Origin of the sequence: Vibrio sp. 10N.247.311.51 (genome assembly GCF_041467855.1) — a bacterium.
GTDB classification, from domain to species: domain Bacteria; phylum Pseudomonadota; class Gammaproteobacteria; order Enterobacterales; family Vibrionaceae; genus Vibrio; species Vibrio coralliirubri.
In genome coordinates this window covers 1-17,823 of record NZ_JBFSVK010000002.1, presented here as the reverse complement: position 1 = coordinate 17,823, position 17,823 = coordinate 1, and the positions used below count along the sequence as shown (strand labels likewise).

Sequence of the window (17,823 nt, the reverse complement as noted above, 5' to 3'; positions counted from 1 at the left end):
ATAAGGAATGTAAATGATTATTCCCGCGTTAGATTTAATTGAAGGCCAAGTAGTTCGCTTATTCCAAGGAGACTACGGGCAAGTAACAGAATACAAAGTAGACCCAGCAGAGCAGTTTAATCTGTATCACCAAGCTGGTGCTGGTTGGCTACACCTTGTTGACTTAACGGGTGCAAAAGACACAACGGCTCGTCAGTTAGACTTGATTGCTAAGCTCCTTGCTAGCACGCCTGCGAACATCCAGATTGGTGGTGGCGTGCGTAACGAACAAGATGTCGTTGATCTGCTAGAAGCTGGCGCACAGCGCGTTGTGGTTGGTTCTACAGCCGTTAAGCAACCTGAGTTGGTGAAAGGTTGGATGGAGAAGTACGGCGCGGAAAAAATCGTGCTGGCTCTAGACATCAACATTGACGAAAGCGGCACACGTAAAGTGGCGATTTCAGGTTGGCAAGAAGATTCAGGCGTGACCATTGAAGCGCTGATTGAAGACTACCTCACAGTTGGTCTTAAACACGTGCTGTGTACCGATATTTCACGCGATGGCACGCTAGAAGGATCAAACGTAGAGCTTTACGTTGATCTTTGTAAGCAGTACCCACAAGTGCAATTTCAATCATCGGGCGGCATTGGCAGCCTAGCTGATATCGAAGCGCTAAAAGGCAGCGGTGTTGCGGGTGTGATTGTGGGTCGTGCTCTACTTGATGGCAAGTTTACCGCAGAGGAGGCATTTGCATGTTGGCAAAGCGAATAATCCCTTGTTTGGATGTCCGTGATGGACAAGTGGTTAAGGGCGTTCAGTTCCGTAACCACGAAATTATTGGCGACATCGTTCCGCTAGCACAACGCTATGCAGAAGAGGGCGCTGATGAATTGGTATTTTATGACATCACCGCATCAAGTGATGGCCGTGTGGTCGATAAAAGCTGGGTGAAACGCGTAGCTGAAGTGATCGATATTCCTTTCTGTGTCGCTGGTGGTATTAAATCAGCAGAAGATGCAGCGCGCATTCTTGAGTTTGGTGCGGATAAAGTATCAATCAACTCGCCTGCATTGGCTAACCCACAGCTGATCACTGACCTTGCTGATAAGTTTGGTGTGCAGTGTATCGTTGTCGGCATCGATTCATACTTCGATAAAGAAACCGGTAAATATCAGGTTTACCAGTTCACTGGTGATGAAGCGCGTACGAAAGCAACCAAATGGGAAACCAAAGATTGGGTGCAGGAAGTACAGAAGCGTGGCGCAGGTGAGATTGTGTTAAACATGATGAACCAAGATGGCGTTCGTAACGGCTATGATATCGATCAGTTAAACATGGTGCGTGAAGTGTGTAATGTGCCATTGATTGCCTCTGGTGGCGCTGGTGCGATGGAGCACTTTGCTGAAGCCTATAAGAAGACCAATGTGGACGGAGCGCTAGCAGCTTCGGTATTCCACAAGCAAGTCATCAATATTGGTGAACTTAAACAATATTTAAAACAACAAGATGTAGAGGTGCGACTATGAGTTTTGAAACCGCAAGCTTATCAAAAACAGAAGTAGGCGCATTGTCAGAGCGTATTAACTGGGAAAAAGTCGATGGCTTAGTGCCAGCTATTGTGCAAGATTACCAATCGAGCCAAGTGTTAATGATGGGATACATGAACCCAGCAGCACTTGAGAAAACCGCTGAAACAGGCAATGTGACGTTTTTCTCTCGCACCAAAGAGCGTCTTTGGACGAAAGGTGAAACGTCGGGCAACGTATTGCAACTGCAAAACATCGCCTTGGACTGTGACAGCGATACCTTACTGGTTAAAGTTAATCCCATTGGCCCAACGTGCCACACAGGTACAACAACGTGTTGGGATGGAGACAAGCAAGAAGAGTCTCAGATGGTGTGGCTTCATCAGCTTGAGCAGCTACTGGCTGCCCGCAAGGACGCAGACCCTGAGTCTTCTTATACTGCCAGTCTATATGCCCGTGGCACCAAGCGTATTTCGCAAAAAGTGGGCGAAGAAGGCGTTGAAGTCGCGCTTGCGGCGACGTCGGGCGATAAGGCGGAATTAGTGTGTGAATCAGCAGATTTGATTTACCATTTGATGGTTCTTCTTCAAGACCAAGGCTTATCGATGAACGATGTGGTCAACAAGCTAAAAGAGCGTCATAAGTAAGCTCTGTTTAGATTAATCGAACCACGTGACAGATAGATAAAAGCCCCGTAAACAACCATGTTTACGGGGCTTTTAGTTTTCAGAGCCTCAGAGCTTTAAAGCCATAAGTTTTCTTACCTTTTTATCCCTGACTCTTCGTCATTCCGGAGAGCCTAAGCGACATCAGGAATCTCTTCTCTTAATCTAATCTCTTAGTCGTGCGTGTTACCCGCAGCACTTTTTATATTTCTTCCCACTACCACAAATACATGGGTCATTACGGCCGATCTTGAAGCTTTCAACCGTTTGGTTTAAGCGAGGATCGATTTCTGGCTGTGTAGTTTTTTCTTGCTCTGGGAACTCACCGTCGATATAGAACCATAGGCCGTTTTCACGAACGAAACGCGAGCGCTCTTGCATACAGTATTGTGTGCTGTCTTCATTAAAGTAAGCTTTAAATTCAACAAAGCCTTCGTCTTGGTGTGAACCTGCCGCAGTATCGATGACCTCTAACCCTGCCCAATCACTGTCGATAGATTCGGCGATGCCTTCTCTTTGTGCTTCTGCATTGCAGCTAGGGTGGTAGGTCGCAACAACATAGTCAACCAAACCCAACACGTGCGCCGAATAACGAGAGCGCATCAACTGCTCAGGTGTTTCAACGGTACTGTGGTTAAGGTGCGCTGATTCACAGCACTGTTGGTAAGTATTATTGCTACCGCATGGGCATAAAGACATCGTCAGATCCTGTAAAAATGGCCTCTATTAAGAGGCCATAAATGAATGCGTGGGAGTTTACCAAGAAACGATCGCTCACCAAAGTTTAGTTTCTATTGAAATTATCAAAGTGTTAGCGCGAAGTTTACTATTTCAAAGCTGGAGACAATAACTCTTGAGCCCAAGTCGTCGCTTCGTCATAAGCTTGACCAAGTTGAGCTTCACTCAGTTTGAGAAGCTGGCGAATACGAGTCGCTTCATCCCAACGAGCTTGTTCATAAGCAACCACCATCGCCAACACAGCACCTAACACGCCTTTACGTTGAATTAAGGCTTGTTTGATCTCTACGTCGATCGGCACTGAATCGAGTACTTGTTTCAATGGTTGGTCAAAGAGTGAGTCCAATAGAGAGAACATACCGGTCAAAAAGGCTTGTCCAGGCTCAACCTTAACATTCATCTTCTCGACTAAGAGTTCACATTGACGTGCGCGTATTACCGCCAAACCATAGAGAGAGTCCGGCTTATCTTCTTTCGCAGAGGCGATAGCCACAAGTGAGACGAATTTACGCAGCTTCTGTTCACCAAGGTAAATAAGCGCTTGGCGGAATGAACGAATTGTGGTCGCAGAGCCACCCGCAGAGTTTACGTAGGTAAGTAGCTTATACGACATGGTCACATCGAGCGTAATCAAACGCTCGACTTCACCAAAGTCGATAGGGTCGTGCGCAATCTCTTTTAACAGCTGAACGGTTGTCAGGAATGCCGGGTTGAGCGCACGCGTTTGGATCATCTCTGGCTTGCTAAAGAAATAACCTTGAAAGTAGGTGAAGCCTGCTTTTTTCGCTTCTTGGTATTCTTCGTATGTCTCCACTTTCTCAGCAAGGAACTTGATATCTAGTCCTTTGAGAGAGTTCATAAACATCGCTGCTTTGGCAATTGGCGTCAAACGGATATCGAACTTGATAATCGAAACGTAGGGTAAGAAACGCTTCCACGCTTTACTTGGCACAAAGTCATCCAATGCGATGGTATAACCCGCATCGTAGATAGCTTTAATGGCTTCAAGTAACTCGTCTGTTGGTTCGCAGTCTTCAAGAACCTCGACTACGAGGCTCTCTTTTGGAAATAGGGTAGGGACCAAGTTAATCAGGCTTGCATAAGGAAAGTTCACGAACCCCAACTTATCACCCAGCGTATTATAGTGAGTTGATAAAAAGTGGTCGGAAAGCAAACGGCTAGTAGCGAGCTCCGGCTCTACTTCAGGGAAAGTGTTCTTAGGACCATCCCTGAATAGCAACTCGTAACCTATGGTTTTCTTATCTGTATCGAGTATTGGTTGACGCGCTACGTATGAATATTTCAACTTGGTACTGTGTTCGGTTTATTTCTGATAGAGAGATAATAGCTAATTCAGTGGAAATTACCATACACAATCTAAGAAAGTCTGACCGACAATAATAATCAAAGTGAAAGTTTAAGACTGATGTTGAAAGCTATTGCTAAACTCTCGATTCTGTAGTTCAAAACTTTGCGGAGTGAACACCAGCACGGAACCTTGCGTATACCAATCGCCAAGTACGATACGGGTTTTAGTGCAATTATTAGCATTAAAGGTGTGGATGTCTGGACGGTGAGTGTGGCCGTGGATCATTAGATCAACGTTGTTTCGTTCCATCACATCTTCGACTTCTTGTTGTGTCACATCCATGATGTCGAGAGATTTAGTCTGCTTGTCATCTTTGATGTCAGATTGAACCTTCGAGACGATCTTCTTCTTGATGAAAAATGGAATTCTGTTGAAGACCCATTGCAGCCATGGTTGATGTACTTTTTCTCTGAAGGCGAGATACTTTACATCTTCGGTACATAGGGTATCACCATGCAACACAACTGCTTTTTGGCCGTAGATATCGATTGTTGATACTTCGTCTAGTAGTTTCACGCCCGTTTGCTTAGCAAATTTTTTGCCGACAAGGAAATCACGGTTACCTTGAGTGAAGTAGCAAGGTACGCCTGTTTTCACCAAGTCAATAAACGCTTGGCGAATAGAGGTCGCGAACTCACTTTTGTCGTCGTCACCAATCCAGAATTCGAAAAGGTCACCCAATACGTATAGTGCATCCGCTTCTACCGCTTCATTCTTCATGAAGGTTAGGAAGCAATCAGTGATGTCTTGTCGTGACGGAGCAAGATGAAGGTCTGATATAAAATATGTTTTCATAGGTCTAAAAAAAGGGAGCGATTCGCTCCCTGTATCCTGATTTTATCGGCTCATCAATTATTAATACTAATCGAAAACGATGGATTAAGCTTCGATTGTAGTACCAGTGATGATCACTTCTTCTAGAGGTACGTCTTGGTGCATACCCATAGAACCAGTGCTAACACCTTTAATCTTGTTTACGATGTCCATGCCTTCAACAACTTCTGCGAATACACAGTAGCCCCAACCGTCTAGGCTTTCGCTACGGAAGTTTAGGAAAGAGTTGTCGTTAACGTTGATGAAGAACTGAGAGCTCGCTGAATGCGGTTCCATAGTACGAGCCATTGCTAGCGTACCAACTTTGTTTGCAAGACCGTTGTTTGCTTCGTTCTTGATCGTTGCACGAGTCGCTTTTTCTTTAAGGCCAGAAGTCATGCCGCCGCCTTGAATCATGAAACCATCGATAACACGGTGGAATAGTGTGTTGTCGTAGAAACCGTCACGGCAATACTGTAGAAAGTTTGCGCTTGTTTCTGGTGCTTTTTCTTCGTTAAGTTGAACTTTGATGTCACCAAAATTTGTGTGAAGGATGATCATGATTGTTACCTTACTGTCTTTTTAATATGAAGTTCGAATTCTAGCGCATGTTGGCAGACTTTCAAATCACCAAATCATTAACTTAACTCGGATGTTTGAGGTAATACCAATCGTAGTAAATAACTGGCCATCCTAGCTTGTTAAAACACTTGATAACGTCGTTAGAAATTTTGAATGTAGAATAACTACTTATCGAAAATTTCTTCCTTGTTCTCAAGCATTTTTTCTGCGCTATTTATGACCATCTACTTACTGTGATTGGTATAATTCCTGCTTTTAGGGATTACCTATTAAGGTATGACTTGTTATACTGCGAGCTTATTTTGATTAATCCATAAAATAGATAGAGATCATGCTGAAGATATATAACACGCTCACAAGACAGAAAGAGGAATTCAAACCAATTACAGCTGGCAAAGTCGGCATGTATGTCTGTGGGGTAACCATATACGATCTCTGTCACATTGGTCATGGTCGTACGTTCGTTTCTTTCGACGTAGTAACTCGCTACCTTCGTTACCTTGGTTACGATTTAAACTTCGTTCGTAACATCACTGATATCGATGACAAAATCATCAAGCGCGCTAACGAAAACGGTGAGTCTTGTGACTCTCTGACTGAGCGTTTAATCGGTGAGATGCACGCTGACTTTGATGCATTGAACATGAAGCGTCCAGATGTTGAGCCTCGTGCGACAGAATACATCACTGAGATCATTGAGCTTGTTGAAAAGCTGATTGAACGTGGTTTCGCATACGTTGCAAGCAACGGCGACGTGATGTTTGAAGTAAAGAAATTCGACGAATACGGTAAGCTTTCAAAGCAAGATCTTGATCAGCTTCAAGCGGGTGCTCGCGTTGATGTTGAATCTGCAAAACGTAGCCCATTAGACTTCGTTCTTTGGAAGATGTCTAAACCAGGTGAACCTACATGGGAATCGCCATGGGGCCCGGGTCGTCCAGGTTGGCACATCGAATGTTCAGCAATGAACTCGTCTATTCTTGGTAACCACTTCGATATCCACGGTGGTGGTTCAGATCTGCAGTTCCCTCACCACGAAAACGAAATCGCACAGTCTTGCTGCGCGCACGGCACTCAGTATGTAAATACTTGGATGCACAGTGGTATGGTGATGGTAGACAAAGAAAAGATGTCTAAATCACTGGGTAACTTCTTCACTATCCGTGACGTGCTAGCACATTACGATGCTGAAACGGTACGTTACTTCCTAATGTCTGGTCACTACCGTAGCCAGCTAAACTACAGCGAAGATAACCTAAACCAAGCTCGCGCATCACTAGAGCGTCTATACACGTCACTTCGTGGCCTCGACCTTACAGCCGCTCCTGCCGGTGGCGAAGAGTACGTGACTCGATTCTCTACAGCGATGAACGATGATTTCAACACACCTGAAGCTTATTCAGTACTGTTTGAAATGGCTCGTGAAATCAACCGTATCAAGCCTGAAAGCATTGAAAAAGCAAGCGGACTTGGTGCATTGATGCGTGAACTAGCAGACATCATCGGTATTCTTCACCAAGAGCCAGAAGCCTTCCTACAAGGTGATGCGGCAGGTAACGACGACGAAGTGGCTGAAATCGAAGCGTTGATCAAACTGCGTAACGACTCTCGTGCTTCAAAGGATTGGGCAAATGCCGACCTTGCACGTGATAAGCTAAACGAGTTGGGTATTGTTCTGGAAGATGGCCCAGAAGGTACGACTTGGCGTCGTAAGTAAATCTTATAAAAAGGGCTGATTTTCAGCCCTTTTTTCTAGCACGAATTTTCTATTTTCACCTTTTCTATCTTCAACTTTTAATTAACAGGAATATTTCTGTGGCTCAGATGTATTTTTATTACTCGGCAATGAATGCGGGTAAATCAACAACGCTTCTTCAATCTTCATTCAACTACCAAGAACGTGGCATGACGCCAGTGATCTTTACGGCAGCGTTGGACGATCGCTATGGTATCGGTAAAGTGAGCTCACGAATTGGTCTTCAATCTGAAGCTCAGCTGTTTAAAAACGACACCAATATGTTTGACGCGATACAAAAACTCAATGAAGAAGAAAAGCGTCATTGTGTTTTGATCGATGAATGTCAGTTCTTGTCGAAAGAGCAGGTTTACCAACTAACAGAAGTAGTAGATAAGCTGAACATTCCTGTACTTTGTTACGGTTTGCGTACTGACTTCTTGGGTGAACTGTTTGAAGGTAGTCGCTACTTATTATCTTGGGCAGACAAACTTGTTGAGTTGAAAACAATTTGTCACTGTGGCCGTAAAGCGAACATGGTAATTCGTACCGACGAGCACGGTGTGGCGATTGCTGAGGGCGACCAAGTGGCTATTGGCGGTAACGACAAATACGTTTCTGTTTGCCGTCTGCACTACAAAGAAGCGTTGGGTAAATAAGCCGATCTATTTGCTAACGCGAAAGAACGAAAAACGGTGACCAAGTGTCACCGTTTTTGTTTATTGGGCCTGTGTTTTGCTTTCTTCCAAGCCGAGCTTTTATTTTATTCGAAGTCGATCTTTTGACTTATTCGAAACCGAGCTTCTTCAATGCTTGATAGGCGTGGTCAACGTCGTCAGGGATCGGCATCTCAATCTGAAAGCCTTTCGCTGGGTAGATTTTGATTCGCTCATAGTCAGCAATTAATGCGCCTAACACCATGTCTAACGGTAGCTCTTCGTTAAAGTAATCATCCCAAGTTTGCCATCGTGACGTCACGGTAATCTCGGAAGTTTCGTCAGGCCACTGTTTACTGAAGGTGGCGTAGGTACGTTTCTCCATGAAGGGCTTCTGAACTAAGGTTAACCTCTTCGGCGATAACCTTTTTTCTGTCAGCAACTCATGAGTGAATCGCACATTTTCCCCGGTATTTGTCGCGTGTTTCTCTATGATAATGTCAGAGTCAGGCACACCACAATCTCGTGCGATAGAAGCGAATGTTTCTGCTTCTGAGCGTTCAAAATTCCCTTCGGTAAAGCACCCTTCGGTAAAGCGTCCCACACCGCCAGAAAAAACGATGTAAGGCGCGATCTGTTGGTGATAAAGCTCGGCTGCATATTCCGCGACGCGAGTATCGTTGCTACACAATACAAAGATACAGTCGGAAGGCGTAACCTTGTGACCCATAGACATAAAGTTCCAAAGGGTGTCAACTGAGCGATGCAGTTTTATGTTGGGATCTTTGTTAGCTATAGATTGTTCAGTCATGAAGTGCGTCCAGTGTGGATTCGAATTTAAATGAATAACCTAAGTCGAGAATCTTCTTCGAAGAGATTAACTTGTCTGGGGTATCAACAACAGCGGGCAGAGGCTCACTACTGTTGGCGCTTTTCAGTGCCGCGGCATAAAACTCCGCCTTACTGACTGTATTTGGTGTGGTCACGTTAACTACTTCATTGTGCAGTTGACTGATAGCGAAATCGACAGCACCAATCGCGTCATCAAGGTGTAGCATGTTGGCTGGAGCTTGGGTACTGACTTGTTTTAACTTGCTTGCAAAGCGTGAAGGGTGACGGCTTGGGCCTATTAAGCCACTAAAGCGAAGAATGGTGTAGTCGATACCTGAATCAATCACTGACTGTTCAGCTTGCAGCATGATTCGCGCGTTATCGGAAAATAAAGACGCTTGCTCGTTATCTGATGTCGAAAGAGGGAGTGATGCATCCAGCTCGTTCAACACACCCGGCTTAGTTGGGTATACCGTAGTTGAACTGACCATAATGAGCTTTTTAATGTTGGCCTTTTGGCATGCATTGGTGAGTTGCTGCCAATAGTCGGCATACTCTTGTCCTGCTCCTTTTCTAAAGCCAGGAGGGAAGCTGCCAATCACAATTTCAGTGTTGTTTTCGAGTAACAGCGAATAGAGTCGCCCGATAGTCTGTTGTGGATCGGATGAATCAAAGCTAAACACTTCACATGGAATTTGTTCGCTACCAATGGCGTCTGCTCCCGCTTGGGTCGTTTTCGTGACCACCACTCGGTTACCATGTTTTTCTAAATGTTCAGATAAAGGTGCACCTACCCATCCTGCACCGACAATAAATATAGAAGCCATGTGTTCCTCACAACTGCAAATGACGAATTTACAATAAGCCTAACAAAGCTTTGCCCAAAAATGAAAAAAACTCCACGGCCGAAGCAAGTGGAGTTTTTACTAGAACAATGGAGCTTTAGTTTAGTACGCGAAGAAGCTTGTCTGCGCGCTCTGCCATCTCGATACCTTCATCAGTTAGATAACCGCCGTCTGGCTGAGTACAAAGGTTTTTTTCGAATAGGCGCTTAACAGCGTCTTGAGTTTCTTGAGCAGCCTCTTGATGAACTTTAATTCCAGTAGCAGCACTACTTACATCAAATTGAAGAAGGAGGTTTAAATCAGCAATATGTTCAGCGTTGTACTTCATAATTAACCTATATATTCATAACGTTCTCTACCTTCACCTTAGTGCGCATTCTCGGCTCAGGCAATAGCAAATAAAGAGAATTGATAAGTGATACCAAATTGATTGATTAATCATCGAGTGATGAGTTTATTTTGGTTATATTGGGTGATTTACACCCACTTAAATCATCAATGATGTTTATTGCTAAGTGGTTGTAATATATTGTGACTAGAAATAATTTGCATTGAGCGAATATTGTATAAAAAGGATATGCATAAGTGAGAGCGAACAAAGTAGCATTAATGATCAGTATGCTATTTGCTATCTCAGGTTGTCAAAGCACACCCTCAGAGCAGACAGACGCGAACCAAACCACAAACAACAATAATGAATCTACAATAGAGGTCCGTTCATTTCAGTCTGTCCAAAGCGTTTACTCCGAATGGGAAGTTAAGCTTGAAGACCATGCTCAATTGTCTCTCTATGCACCAGAGAATTACAATGAACTATTAGACGCATGGGATGATGCTGAAAGCATTTATGCGGACTTACTGAAAGACGAAACTCGGATAACCAAGAGTTACTCCATTTTTTCGAGCCTAACTTACGCTGAAGCCTTTGATGAAAAAATCGCTTTGATCAAATCAAACTATGACTCGATCTTAGTGCTAAAGAAGAAGGCTGACCGAGTACTCGCTGATTCGATTGTCCAAATGGATTACCTGAAGTTCTTGGGCGCAGATACCATGTTTACCTCGAGCTACAAACGTTTGTATTCGGAATACAGCGAGTTGTTCGAGTATGTGCTGGTCGATGAGCTTGAAGACGCTCAAGAAGCGCAGGTGGAATTTCTTAATAATGCTCGCTTACTAGAAGTGAAAGTGGCGCATAAGAAATACATCGAACCTTTGAAGAACGAATTAGAGTTCTTGGAAGATGAAGATTTTGATGACGTTGCTCCGCTTACCTTTGCTAAGGCAGCATCTCAAATTGCGTTGGCTGAAAGCCAAGTGAAAGCTAGCCCTCGTGAAAAGTCGATCATTGAAGACGCGGTTCACGCTGCAGAATTTGAATTGAACCACGTGCGCAGTGTTGCTCATGAAGTCAAAGTGCTGGCGAGCGTAAAAGGCGACCAGTTCGAACAGTCGGTTTTGAATGCCGAGAACCAGCTACTGAGCATTTCACAAATCGTTAATGATGAAGATTACCGTGATGTTGGTTTACGTCAGCAATCACAGAAGATAGTAGCGAGTGTTAAGGCGTTAAAAAGCTCTGATATGACAGGGCTTTTAAAGTCAGAGATTGAAACTTTGACTGAGCAATTGGCTAAGCTGGAGTCTGAAAACCAGAAGCAAGCGCAGCAACTGTCTGAAGCAACCAAGCACAGTGAGTTGCTCGGTGAGCAGATTACCAAGAGTGATGCTCACATTAAAAGCTTAGAAGAGTTAGTGGATAGTTTGAAAAGCTTAGGTGGCAAAGTTGCCAACGAAAGTGACTCTGGTGTGATGTCCCCGGCTGTTGAATCTACTCTAGAGGATTCAACCCTAGAACAATCATCAGAAGAAGTGATTGAACCTTCGGTTTAGCATCACTAATTTCTTTATTTGTGATTGAGTTAAAAGCGCCTTAGGGCGCTTTTTTACGTTCTGTTGATCTATGTCAAAATCTAGAAATAAAAGCGCTCTGTGAGCCATTTTAGTGTACGTTATTCTTTTGGTTTTAACGTAACTTGTTGATATTTATAGGTGTGTTATTTTCTATGCTGATAACTAATCATTCAGCAGAGTTTTCTTTTTACTACTAAAGTCGTATGAATTTGGAATAACTCGGACTATTTGCTTTCAACAAGGCTGTTAGAGCTATTTTGTGCCTAAAATAGCTCTTGAATTCAGAAATGAAAGAGAGGATTATCGCGCTCCCGACGACATGTTTCAAAATGTAAATCATCATGAATCTAAACCAATTTGACTCATTATTACCGCCACAAATGGCTGAGCGCGCTGCAGATATTGGCGTAGGTAAAGCAACAAAAGATCCAATCAAATCTTTTCTCTTAGCGATTTCCGCTGGCATACACATCGGTATTGCGTTTGTGTTCTACACCATCGTAACGACTGGTGCTGGTGATTTGCCTTGGGGTATTACTCGCCTATTAGGTGGCCTTGCATTTAGCTTGGGCTTAATTCTCGTTGTTGTTACCGGTGGTGAGCTATTTACCAGTTCGGTGCTGACTCTGGTTGCTCGTGCAAGTGGCAAGATTAGTTGGCGCACGCTCGTTAAGAACTGGGCTACAGTTTATGTAGGTAACTTGATTGGCGCATTGCTGCTGGTGGCTTGTATGTTACTGACCAAACAGTACATGTTCGACCACGGTCAAGTGGGTTTGAATGCAATGGCGATCTCCCAACATAAGATGCACCACGATTTTATCCAAGCTATCGCGCTCGGCATCATGTGTAATGTATTGGTTTGTATCGCGGTATGGATGACGTTTAGTGGACGCACACTGACTGACAAAATTGCGGTAATGATTTTACCTGTAGCGATGTTCGTATCGGCTGGTTTTGAGCACTGTATTGCGAACATGTTCCAAGTGCCTTTAGCTATCGGCATCAAAACATTTGCTCCAGCTGAATTTTGGACAATGACAGGCGCTAACCCAGCGGACTATGTTGATCTGAACATGATGGACTTTTTAATGAACAACTTGCTGCCCGTTACCATCGGTAACATCATTGGCGGCGGTATCTTTGTTGGCATGTGGTACTGGTTGATCTACCTACGTGACTAATAAAGGTGGCGCTATCGACAAAGATGGCGTGACTAGCTCAGTTGACGAGATGAGTTAAAGCGCAGTGAAAACACTGAACTGACTTATGACATTTACAAGACGGTCTGCATTGCAGGCCGTTTTTTATTTGTGGAAAACCTACTTCTTCATCTCTCTAATGATCATCTGAGTACGCAACAGCGCTGATCACCATGTGTGTATATGTCTTTGAAATCACCCAAAGATCAAAGGCGATGATCTTTCCTTGGGTCGAAATGGACAAAAAAGGATCTATATTGATTTGGTTATCCACAGTTTCTGTGGTCGGGAGGAGGAGCGCGGTTTTTAATATCAATGACTTACATAAAGGTAAGGCAAGCGTGTGTGACAAACTGTGTAGCAATTTGTGTTACGTTAACGTCAAGCTCCTTGGCTTGTCAAATGGCAAGTTAAACAATGCACTTTGATTTGAAAATTAAACGAATATAAATACGAAGGTAGAGCGACTACGATGTTTCGCTAGTAACTAGACTCGTAACGCACAAAGGCCGAACCTCTTAAATTGAGGTTCGGCCTTTTATTTTTTATTTCAAACGACATTGCAAATCTGGCACATCAAACAATTCTATAACAGATGTATCCAATATTGAGGCAAATAGGACGACCTCGCTGTCTGTGATTAAGCGTACACCGCTTTCCACTTTAGCAATGGTTTCTCTACTAATCTCAAATTCCTGTAATTGACATTGAGTTGCTAACTTAGATTGCGTCCATCCTTTTGAATTCCTGATAACACGAATATTTGTACCAACAATGTTATTTCTCATATCACTATTAACCTGTGTTCTTCTTGCAGAACAAAAGGCTAACGGTTAGAGTTGTTTTTTGTGTTCCGCTTGCGGAACAAATTGAAATTTGAGGGATATATGAAAGTTAAATCGTTAATGCTTTGCTTTGCGCTAGCGTCACCATCAATACACGCACTTGAGTTCACCACCAATGCTACGGAAGAAGACTATCAAATGGCAGGAATGTACCTAACGTTGCTAGATACGTATGCTAATAATCCGATGTTCTGTCAGTCTTACCCAACACCGAATACCAACAAAGCACTCAAGGAGCTTAGGTCACTTGAGTCTAGTATGAACCCTTGGTATGAAACGGAGTTTAATCAAGGGGTGGCAGCGGGTATGGCTGCAATTGAGCATGAGAAGACGCTAATCAATGGTTCTATGACTAGAGCGCAATGTGATGCGTCAGATAAATCAACGGGTGACGGTTGGAGTCAGATAGTGACCGCATGGAAAAGGGTGTACTTTGTGCGATAGAATTTAGTTTTAAGGGGGCATTCAAGGGTGCCCCCCTTTCTTACTCTCCCACTTCTCTAGTTATTAGTTTTCACGCGTCCAAAGAAAAGGGAATGAAAATGCACGATGAACCAACTAAAACTCGTAAGCCATTTTAAAACTTAATGACGCTAAGCTAGCATAATCATCAATTTGGTATTTAACTTCGGTGCCTAAACTGATTTGAGGGGTAACAAAATAATTTAAAGATGTGCTCACTACTCCCCCCCATAAGTTGTTATCGTCACTCTTTCCTTGATACTCAATGACTTCCTCATTACCAATAAAATGTCTCTCTCTTGTTTTTGTATATGAAGCGTGAGAGTCATACATTGTATAAGAAACACCGGCACCCACATTTAACTTCCAGTTTTGATTAGAGTACACCGTATAAATCGGCATGATAGACAGTTGTTTTGCGCTGGCTTTAGCATCCCAGTCTTCTTCATATTCATATTGTGAATCAAATGATTCCACCTCAATCGAGTCATCGACTTCATACTCTCTATACCCTAGCTCCAAAGCCCAGTGCTCATTGAACTTATACCCAACAAAGCCCCCAATAATACCCTCATCTATCTTCGGTTTTAGCACTCTATCTTTAACAACCGGTTGGTAGTCATGCTCTACACTCCCAACTCCATATTCAAAACCTAAATATGGATTAGCAAAAGCAGCGCTTGGTAACAATATAGCTATTAGTACAATTTTTTTCATTTTTAACCTCTTAGTTCAAAGGTTGCATTTTAATGAACCTTTTATGAACCTTTCATGAACCATTGAAATTAAATAGTAAAAACAATCACTAATAACAAACTAGAAATCTAGGTAGATATATAAAACGTATAGATTTTGCACTAGGTAGAGGTAAGCTCACGCATCGCTTATTAGTGAACGGAAGATGAATAATAAATTCAAACCTCATTCAATGTGACTTTGTCATAGTTAATACATCAAAACGAAATCAACCCTCAACTAGGTCAAAACAATGAAAAAAACAATCCTTACTTCAGTACTTCTTCTTTCTTCTGGTTTTGCGATGGCAAACCCTCAAAACGCAGTTATAGGAGGTGGCTTCAATGGCCCTGTTGCACAAATGGCCACAACCGTAGCGCAAGCTCTAGAAGCTCGTGATGACTCAATGGTTCAATTAACAGGTAATGTTACTCATTTTTTAGGTGACGATGCATATATGTTCAGTGATGGAACGAACAATATTGTCATCGAGGTCGATAGTGATAAATGGATGGGCGTTACAGTGACACCAAAAGAAAAAGTTATGATAATTGGTGAAGTAGACAAAGATTGGTCTGAGGTGAAAGTTGATGTAGACCGTATTCAACTAGCTATTTAAGTCTAGCTAGGAGGTTCAAGCAACGATATTCACAAAGGCTTGTGCAGTTTTTAAGTAATTAAGGAAAATTAGCCATAACTTCATGGATAATTTGAACAGCTGCTCCTATTGATTCGGTGTTGTCTTAACGCTCTCGACCTTATAGTTTAAGGGCTAATCTCAAGTGATATTAGCCCTTTTTATATCTAAAAAGCATATAAAACACATTGTTTATAACTCTGTTTTTCGATGTTATAATGGTCATAATCTTACGATATAAATACCTATAGAGTTGTTAGAGGTGCTTTCCTAGTACCAAATACGGGGTTGTCGCTCACTGATTTTCAGAGACGTGAGCACCTCTAACAATTTTTATAAACCGACTGCAAATCGGTCTTTTCAAAACTCCTGTATTTTCAAATACCCAAATTTTAAAAAGATTTTCTAATCACCCTTATCTGGTGATGGTTTTTGCACGTCTAAAGAAAAGGAAATCAAATGAAAAACAAGTTATATATCCATGAGCACCCACCAGGCTCAGGAAAGACTTTCGCAATGACTAATCTGATTAAGAAATCAGATTGTAGGGTGGTTTTTGCTGTACCGACTTTGAAACTAGTTTATGAGATTAAAGCACTTCTTGGTGATTGCTTAGTAGTGACAAGCGAGACACCACCTAGAGGGCAATCAGTTAGTGAATTCTTATTTCACAACAAAGACTATATTGACGAGACGCGGGTTATCTTAACAACCCATTCCACACTATTACGATATGCAGATTCATTTGGCGAGCGAACACTTATCATTGATGAACTACCATTAGAGATTTTACAGTTCAAATCAATCTGGACAAGCGTGGCAGACGCGAGTTGGCTAGATGTGATAATGAGTAGTCGTGAACAAGTAGAAAAGCGATTAGGCGAGCACAAGCAAGGTTCTAGCGAACTGTCAGACGATAAGGCTCAATTACTGGAGGCAACCCTATCGTCAGGTTTTGCAATCGACTATAGCAGGGGGAAGGAGAAAGTGGGTTACCACTACGCACACTATACAGACCCAAAGAAATTCGAGAGCTTCTTACAAATTCATTTGATGGCAGCTACTGTCAAAGACACGATTCCATACTTATATTTTACCAATCTATGCGGATATGAGGCAGGTACGTCATGTGATGATGAATTTTTAGTGCGTGGCAACCAAATGGATAATAAGGTAACTATCTATCCACTTGCAATCTATCGTGATTCAGAGCGTGATTTCATTAGTAGAGAGGTGCTAGAAAAGCACTTCGATACAATGGTGAACACAGTTAAAGAAAGTGTTGATGATGAGATAATTACCATTACCAACAAAGAGCGTCAGAAAGCACTTGTACAACCCCTAGAGCTTATCCCGACCAAAGCACATGGTCTTAACGCATACAAAAACAAAACAACAGCGGCCGTGATTTATAGCGCGAATCCGAATCCTTATCAAATCCCATTCATGGAGAAATGCAGTCAAGCGCTAGGATTTGATAAGCACTATCTAACAGACGCATACGTGAATCAGAACGTGTTAGACGTTGTATACCAAGCGGTGACACGTACCTGTATCAGAGTTCCAGACGATACGCGAGAGTGTACGTTCTTTGTTCCAGACATGAGAGCGGCAGAATTCCTAATGGGTAGACTACCAAATGCGACTATAGACGCATCTAAAGCGATTCAATTAATCGATGAGACAGGAGCACCAGTCGGCAATACAAATGGTAAAGGCAATAAGGGTAAAGGTTGTCCCGTGATTAAAGCATTAGGCGGATGTAGAAAGAAAGCAGGACGATTGGTTAAGAAATTCGAGAAAGCTAACGGGTTCTCTCCAAACGCGGATGAACCCAAGCACATGTTGAGGTTAAAGAAAGCATTGGCAATGGGACGTGTTCCTAAAGACTTCAACTTCGAGGTGAACACCCCCGCTTAACGTCCAAACTCGTCTATAAGCGGTAACGAAAAAGTGTCCCTGACCAATCCTATATAGTACTTATAAGGGTTGATTATGGACACTTTCTGGTATGCAGTATTAGCGCTGGCGCGCACTCAATCGCTCGTTCCTCGCTCAATCGTCACCACGTTTAAAAAGACTTCATTCAATGAGATTAACACTGCGTCGCAAAGCGACAGAGGGAACGAGGGACGAGTGACCGACTAATCACATACCAACGTAATGGTTTGTGGCATTTCAATTTTCAAATATAGAGTTTCTTATAGAAAGGACTTTAAGTTTGAAAAGTAACGGTGACGACGCAGTCGGCACAACCGCGTAGCGGTAAATCACATTGATATGCTTAT

General features: G+C 42.9%; 20 protein-coding genes. 11 read left to right on the top strand and 9 right to left on the bottom strand.

The window, feature by feature from the left end:
• The first annotated feature begins 13 nt into the window (after positions 1-13).
• From hisA to hisIE, 3 genes are read left to right on the top strand one after another with little or no spacing between them, the layout of a single operon-like run.
• The gene (gene hisA, locus AB6E85_RS02200; RefSeq protein ID WP_012604374.1) at positions 14-751 is read left to right on the top strand and encodes a 1-(5-phosphoribosyl)-5-[(5-phosphoribosylamino)methylideneamino]imidazole-4-carboxamide isomerase; all 738 of its coding nucleotides are present in this window, start codon (positions 14-16) and stop codon (positions 749-751) included.
• Entirely contained in the window at positions 733-1,506 is a 774-nt protein-coding gene (gene hisF / locus AB6E85_RS02195; RefSeq protein WP_017060270.1) for an imidazole glycerol phosphate synthase subunit HisF, read from the top strand. The genes hisA and hisF overlap by 19 nt, the downstream gene beginning before the upstream one ends.
• A complete protein-coding gene (hisIE, locus tag AB6E85_RS02190) occupies positions 1,503-2,153 on the top strand; it encodes a bifunctional phosphoribosyl-AMP cyclohydrolase/phosphoribosyl-ATP diphosphatase HisIE (protein ID WP_372141268.1) in 651 nt (216 codons plus the stop codon). Before hisF ends, hisIE begins: the two co-directional genes overlap by 4 nt.
• A 204-nt stretch (positions 2,154-2,357) precedes the next feature.
• On the opposite strand, the gene AB6E85_RS02185 is transcribed toward hisIE, so the two are convergent.
• The 4 genes from AB6E85_RS02185 to AB6E85_RS02170 form a co-directional block, all read right to left on the bottom strand.
• The gene (locus tag AB6E85_RS02185) at positions 2,358-2,870 is read right to left on the bottom strand and encodes a YchJ family protein (RefSeq protein ID WP_372141266.1); all 513 of its coding nucleotides are present in this window, start codon (positions 2,868-2,870) and stop codon (positions 2,358-2,360) included.
• A gap of 127 nt (positions 2,871-2,997) precedes the next feature.
• Positions 2,998-4,215: an EAL and HDOD domain-containing protein gene (locus AB6E85_RS02180; protein WP_372141264.1), complete on the bottom strand. Its 1,218-nt coding sequence runs from the start codon at positions 4,213-4,215 to the stop codon at positions 2,998-3,000.
• A 111-nt stretch (positions 4,216-4,326) separates the two neighbouring features.
• Complete coding sequence (gene lpxH, locus AB6E85_RS02175) at positions 4,327-5,073, bottom strand: UDP-2,3-diacylglucosamine diphosphatase (protein WP_122082428.1); 747 nt, start codon at positions 5,071-5,073, stop codon at positions 4,327-4,329.
• 84 nt (positions 5,074-5,157) lie between these two features.
• Positions 5,158-5,652, bottom strand: coding sequence for a peptidylprolyl isomerase (locus AB6E85_RS02170; RefSeq protein ID WP_017060275.1), 495 nt, complete (start codon positions 5,650-5,652; stop codon positions 5,158-5,160).
• 352 nt (positions 5,653-6,004) lie between these two features.
• On the opposite strand from AB6E85_RS02170, the gene cysS reads away from it, so the two are divergent.
• Positions 6,005-7,390, top strand: a complete 1,386-nt coding sequence (gene cysS / locus AB6E85_RS02165; RefSeq protein ID WP_017060276.1) for a cysteine--tRNA ligase — start codon at positions 6,005-6,007, stop codon at positions 7,388-7,390.
• 98 nt (positions 7,391-7,488) lie between these two features.
• Complete coding sequence (locus tag AB6E85_RS02160; RefSeq protein WP_372141262.1) at positions 7,489-8,067, top strand: thymidine kinase; 579 nt, start codon at positions 7,489-7,491, stop codon at positions 8,065-8,067.
• Between the two features lie 127 nt (positions 8,068-8,194).
• On the opposite strand, the gene AB6E85_RS02155 is transcribed toward AB6E85_RS02160, so the two are convergent.
• The 3 genes from AB6E85_RS02155 to AB6E85_RS02145 form a co-directional block, all read right to left on the bottom strand.
• Positions 8,195-8,875: a YdcF family protein gene (locus AB6E85_RS02155; protein ID WP_372141260.1), complete on the bottom strand. Its 681-nt coding sequence runs from the start codon at positions 8,873-8,875 to the stop codon at positions 8,195-8,197.
• On the bottom strand, positions 8,868-9,722 hold the full coding sequence (locus tag AB6E85_RS02150) for an NAD(P)H-binding protein (protein ID WP_050621865.1): 855 nt from the start codon (positions 9,720-9,722) through the stop codon (positions 8,868-8,870). Before AB6E85_RS02150 ends, AB6E85_RS02155 begins: the two co-directional genes overlap by 8 nt.
• A gap of 115 nt (positions 9,723-9,837) precedes the next feature.
• On the bottom strand, positions 9,838-10,068 hold the full coding sequence (locus AB6E85_RS02145; protein WP_017060280.1) for a TIGR02647 family protein: 231 nt from the start codon (positions 10,066-10,068) through the stop codon (positions 9,838-9,840).
• 257 nt (positions 10,069-10,325) lie between these two features.
• Here AB6E85_RS02145 and AB6E85_RS02140 point away from each other — a divergent pair, with 257 nt between their 5' ends.
• Both AB6E85_RS02140 and focA read left to right on the top strand, forming a co-directional pair.
• The gene (locus tag AB6E85_RS02140; RefSeq protein WP_081228765.1) at positions 10,326-11,633 is read left to right on the top strand and encodes an ATPase; all 1,308 of its coding nucleotides are present in this window, start codon (positions 10,326-10,328) and stop codon (positions 11,631-11,633) included.
• Between the two features lie 362 nt (positions 11,634-11,995).
• Positions 11,996-12,838, top strand: coding sequence for a formate transporter FocA (focA, locus tag AB6E85_RS02135; protein ID WP_050621867.1), 843 nt, complete (start codon positions 11,996-11,998; stop codon positions 12,836-12,838).
• Between the two features lie 563 nt (positions 12,839-13,401).
• Here focA and AB6E85_RS02130 read toward each other — a convergent pair.
• Positions 13,402-13,644, bottom strand: coding sequence for a helix-turn-helix domain-containing protein (locus tag AB6E85_RS02130; protein WP_372141257.1), 243 nt, complete (start codon positions 13,642-13,644; stop codon positions 13,402-13,404).
• Between the two features lie 99 nt (positions 13,645-13,743).
• On the opposite strand from AB6E85_RS02130, the gene AB6E85_RS02125 reads away from it, so the two are divergent.
• On the top strand, positions 13,744-14,145 hold the full coding sequence (locus AB6E85_RS02125; RefSeq protein WP_372141255.1) for a hypothetical protein: 402 nt from the start codon (positions 13,744-13,746) through the stop codon (positions 14,143-14,145).
• Between the two features lie 114 nt (positions 14,146-14,259).
• Here the strand turns inward: AB6E85_RS02125 and AB6E85_RS02120 are convergent, their stop codons facing one another.
• Positions 14,260-14,880, bottom strand: a complete 621-nt coding sequence (locus tag AB6E85_RS02120; RefSeq protein ID WP_372141253.1) for an AcfA family outer membrane beta-barrel protein — start codon at positions 14,878-14,880, stop codon at positions 14,260-14,262.
• 271 nt (positions 14,881-15,151) lie between these two features.
• On the opposite strand from AB6E85_RS02120, the gene AB6E85_RS02115 reads away from it, so the two are divergent.
• From AB6E85_RS02115 to AB6E85_RS02105, 3 genes are all read left to right on the top strand, one after another.
• The gene (locus AB6E85_RS02115; RefSeq protein WP_372141251.1) at positions 15,152-15,517 is read left to right on the top strand and encodes a YgiW/YdeI family stress tolerance OB fold protein; all 366 of its coding nucleotides are present in this window, start codon (positions 15,152-15,154) and stop codon (positions 15,515-15,517) included.
• Between the two features lie 477 nt (positions 15,518-15,994).
• Entirely contained in the window at positions 15,995-17,455 is a 1,461-nt protein-coding gene (locus AB6E85_RS02110; RefSeq protein WP_372141249.1) for a hypothetical protein, read from the top strand.
• Positions 17,456-17,530: 75 nt separating this feature from the next.
• A complete protein-coding gene (locus AB6E85_RS02105) occupies positions 17,531-17,683 on the top strand; it encodes a hypothetical protein (protein ID WP_372141247.1) in 153 nt (50 codons plus the stop codon).
• The last annotated feature ends 140 nt before the right edge of the window (positions 17,684-17,823 follow it).

What these genes read in the sequence shown, in the direction of transcription:
- hisA (WP_012604374.1), top strand. Translation starts at nt 14, where the DNA reads ATGATTATTCCCGCGTTAGATTTAATTGAAGGCCAAGTAGTTCGCTTA.
- hisF (WP_017060270.1), top strand. Translation starts at nt 733, where the DNA reads ATGTTGGCAAAGCGAATAATCCCTTGTTTGGATGTCCGTGATGGACAA.
- hisIE (WP_372141268.1), top strand. Translation starts at nt 1,503, where the DNA reads ATGAGTTTTGAAACCGCAAGCTTATCAAAAACAGAAGTAGGCGCATTG.
- AB6E85_RS02185 (WP_372141266.1), bottom strand. Translation starts at nt 2,870, where the DNA reads ATGTCTTTATGCCCATGCGGTAGCAATAATACTTACCAACAGTGCTGT.
- lpxH (WP_122082428.1), bottom strand. Translation starts at nt 5,073, where the DNA reads ATGAAAACATATTTTATATCAGACCTTCATCTTGCTCCGTCACGACAA.
- AB6E85_RS02170 (WP_017060275.1), bottom strand. Translation starts at nt 5,652, where the DNA reads ATGATCATCCTTCACACAAATTTTGGTGACATCAAAGTTCAACTTAAC.
- cysS (WP_017060276.1), top strand. Translation starts at nt 6,005, where the DNA reads ATGCTGAAGATATATAACACGCTCACAAGACAGAAAGAGGAATTCAAA.
- AB6E85_RS02155 (WP_372141260.1), bottom strand. Translation starts at nt 8,875, where the DNA reads ATGACTGAACAATCTATAGCTAACAAAGATCCCAACATAAAACTGCAT.
- AB6E85_RS02150 (WP_050621865.1), bottom strand. Translation starts at nt 9,722, where the DNA reads ATGGCTTCTATATTTATTGTCGGTGCAGGATGGGTAGGTGCACCTTTA.
- AB6E85_RS02145 (WP_017060280.1), bottom strand. Translation starts at nt 10,068, where the DNA reads ATGAAGTACAACGCTGAACATATTGCTGATTTAAACCTCCTTCTTCAA.
- focA (WP_050621867.1), top strand. Translation starts at nt 11,996, where the DNA reads ATGAATCTAAACCAATTTGACTCATTATTACCGCCACAAATGGCTGAG.
- AB6E85_RS02130 (WP_372141257.1), bottom strand. Translation starts at nt 13,644, where the DNA reads ATGAGAAATAACATTGTTGGTACAAATATTCGTGTTATCAGGAATTCA.
- AB6E85_RS02125 (WP_372141255.1), top strand. Translation starts at nt 13,744, where the DNA reads ATGAAAGTTAAATCGTTAATGCTTTGCTTTGCGCTAGCGTCACCATCA.
- AB6E85_RS02120 (WP_372141253.1), bottom strand. Translation starts at nt 14,880, where the DNA reads ATGAAAAAAATTGTACTAATAGCTATATTGTTACCAAGCGCTGCTTTT.
- AB6E85_RS02115 (WP_372141251.1), top strand. Translation starts at nt 15,152, where the DNA reads ATGAAAAAAACAATCCTTACTTCAGTACTTCTTCTTTCTTCTGGTTTT.
- AB6E85_RS02110 (WP_372141249.1), top strand. Translation starts at nt 15,995, where the DNA reads ATGAAAAACAAGTTATATATCCATGAGCACCCACCAGGCTCAGGAAAG.
- AB6E85_RS02105 (WP_372141247.1), top strand. Translation starts at nt 17,531, where the DNA reads ATGGACACTTTCTGGTATGCAGTATTAGCGCTGGCGCGCACTCAATCG.